The organism is Streptomyces sp. NPDC037013, from assembly GCF_055607265.1.
The window spans coordinates 1-2,200 of record NZ_JBVJRV010000013.1; the positions used below are offsets into that span (position 1 = coordinate 1).

Sequence of the window (2,200 nt, forward strand, 5' to 3'; positions counted from 1 at the left end):
CACTTCACGCCCGGCCCAGCCGACGCCATCACCACGCTTCTACTCACCGAGGGCGCTCCGCCCTCGACATCCGTCGCGGGCTTGGATCTCCGCCCTCTGGGCTCTGTTCCGCCGGACAAGCCCTAAGACCCGTCGCCATCAGCCTATGTAGCTGAGCTGCAGAACTGTGATGACCTTCGTCTGATCCCCGATCAGTAAGACCGCGATTACGTGGTCTGTCGTGAGTACGCGGACGACACCGTCGTCCTCCCCATAAGGCTCGGTCGCTCCGATCGGGTCGTCACAAGCCGCAGCGAAGGCGAGCGAGAGGCTGGCGCTCGCGGCTTCGGGCATCGCGTCGTGCACAGCTTCGGTGTCGGCACCGTACTTGAGCCGAAAGGCCATCAGGCGACACCACGGCTGCGCGCCTGGAAGGCTTCTTCATGGATCCGGTCAGTCACATCGACCCATTTGCCGGGCAACTCGCCCGTCTCAGCCTCGATACGTGCGAGATCCCGTCCGCGCTCAGCCGCGGCGGCCATGCTCGTAGCGATTGCCTGCCACTTGGCGAACACGGTCACGATCTCGTGGACCGGTGCGCGATTGATCTCGGCAAGGAACCTTTGCTTGGCCGCCGGAGCACTCAGCACCTCGCAGATGGTCTCGATTGTCCAGTCCCGCTCACTCATCGACGTTCCTCTCGCGATCGCGCGCGACTCTGTGCCTACTACGGTACGCGTCTCCTCACTGGCTACGCGGGGTCTCTCTGGCGTGGAATGCCCGGGCTCCGCATTTGCAGAGCCCGGGCCATGCATGGGTCAGCGACACCATAGGTGCGGCTTCTGCAGGTCGGACCCTTTGCCAGCCAGCTCTGGTGGAGCCACACAGGGAGCCAAACAGGGAGCCAAACGGGGCGACCTGTGCTGGACCCTCATGGACTCCCACGGACTGCTCCCTAGCTCCCTCGCTGGTCAAACGAGGGCCCTCCACCCCCTCAGCCTGAGCCCCCGGTTAGCTCTTCCTTAAAGGCACCATAAGGATCACCATCCCCCGCCCCCAGCAGGGGATTTCGCGGTTTTCAGGGGCTAGCTTTCTGGTCGCCGGGGCGATGACGAACCGTCGGTGCCGCTGGTGATCGGGGGGCTGTGCCGCCGTTCGCCGTCGCCCCGTGTCCCCCTGAACCGCCGTTTGAGGAGAACCCGCATGTCCGCACGGAACAAGGTCGCCGCGATCGCCGTCGCCGGTGTCGTCCCGCTCGCCCTGACCGCCCTGTCGGCCGCGCCCGCCGCCGCGCACGGTTCGATGACGGACCCGGTCAGCCGGGTCTCCGCCTGTTTCCAGGAGGGCCCGGAGTCGCCGAAGTCGGCCGCGTGCAAGGCCGCCGTCGCGGCCAGTGGGGCGCAGGCCTTCTACGACTGGAACGGGGTGAACATCGCCAACGCCGCCGGGAAGTCGAAGGAGATCATTCCCGACGGGAAGCTGTGCAGCGCCGGCAACGACAAGTACAAGGGGCTCGACCTGCCGCGCGCCGACTGGCCGTCCAGCAAACTGTCCGCGGGCAACCACACGTTCCGCTACAAGGGCACCGCCCCGCACAAGGGCTCCTTCGAGCTGTACGTCACGAAGGAGTCGTACGACCCCGCCAAGCCCCTCAAGTGGTCGGACCTGGAGGCGAAGCCGTTCGTGAAGGTCACCGACCCGAAGATGGAGAACGGCGACTACGTCTTCGACGGGAAGATCCCCGCGAGGTCGGGCCGCCACCTGATCTACTCGATCTGGCAGCGTTCGGATTCCCCCGAGGCGTTCTACACCTGCTCCGACGTCGTCTTCGGCAAGGACAGCGGGGGCTCGGGCGGCGCCGCTCCCGCCCCGGCCGCCTCCGCCCCCTCCGAGCAGGAGATCGAGGAGGGCGCCGACAAGTCCACCGTCGAGCACCACGGCCACGGGGACGCCGACGCGCACACGGGCGCCGGGGCCACCGCTCCCGCGCCGGCCGCCCCCGCCGCGGACGAGGCGGCCGGCGACAACCGGCCCGAGGTGAACGGCGGTGCCGAGAAGCCGGTCTCCTCCGCCGACGGCAACCTCGCCGAGACCGGTGGCGACAGCACCACGCCGTACATCGCGGTCGGTGGCGCCGCCATACTCGCCGTCGGTGCCGCGGCGATGTTCGCCACGACGCGCCGCCGCGCGGCGGGCCGGCACGGCCGCTGACCGGCCCGGG

The 2,200-nt window shown here is 68.4% G+C and carries 3 protein-coding genes; 1 reads left to right on the forward strand and 2 read right to left on the reverse strand.

Translation table 11 applies throughout. The features are described 5' to 3' along the window. Positions 1-138 precede the first annotated feature (138 nt). Both ACZ7DY_RS35985 and ACZ7DY_RS35990 read right to left on the reverse strand, forming a co-directional pair. The gene (locus ACZ7DY_RS35985; RefSeq protein ID WP_471143331.1) at positions 139-384 is read right to left on the reverse strand and encodes a hypothetical protein; all 246 of its coding nucleotides are present in this window, start codon (positions 382-384) and stop codon (positions 139-141) included. Further along, entirely contained in the window at positions 384-668 is a 285-nt protein-coding gene (locus ACZ7DY_RS35990; RefSeq protein ID WP_471143332.1) for a hypothetical protein, read from the reverse strand. The genes ACZ7DY_RS35985 and ACZ7DY_RS35990 overlap by 1 nt, the downstream gene beginning before the upstream one ends. Before the next feature lie 514 nt (positions 669-1,182). Here ACZ7DY_RS35990 and ACZ7DY_RS35995 point away from each other — a divergent pair. Then, on the forward strand, positions 1,183-2,190 hold the full coding sequence (locus tag ACZ7DY_RS35995; RefSeq protein ID WP_471143334.1) for a lytic polysaccharide monooxygenase: 1,008 nt from the start codon (positions 1,183-1,185) through the stop codon (positions 2,188-2,190). The last annotated feature ends 10 nt before the right edge of the window (positions 2,191-2,200 follow it).

Excerpts from the sequence above, each read along its gene's own strand:
- ACZ7DY_RS35990 (WP_471143332.1), bottom strand. The coding sequence starts at position 668 with ATGAGTGAGCGGGACTGGACAATCGAGACCATCTGCGAGGTGCTGAGT.
- ACZ7DY_RS35995 (WP_471143334.1), top strand. The coding sequence starts at position 1,183 with ATGTCCGCACGGAACAAGGTCGCCGCGATCGCCGTCGCCGGTGTCGTC.
- ACZ7DY_RS35985 (WP_471143331.1), bottom strand. The coding sequence starts at position 384 with ATGGCCTTTCGGCTCAAGTACGGTGCCGACACCGAAGCTGTGCACGAC.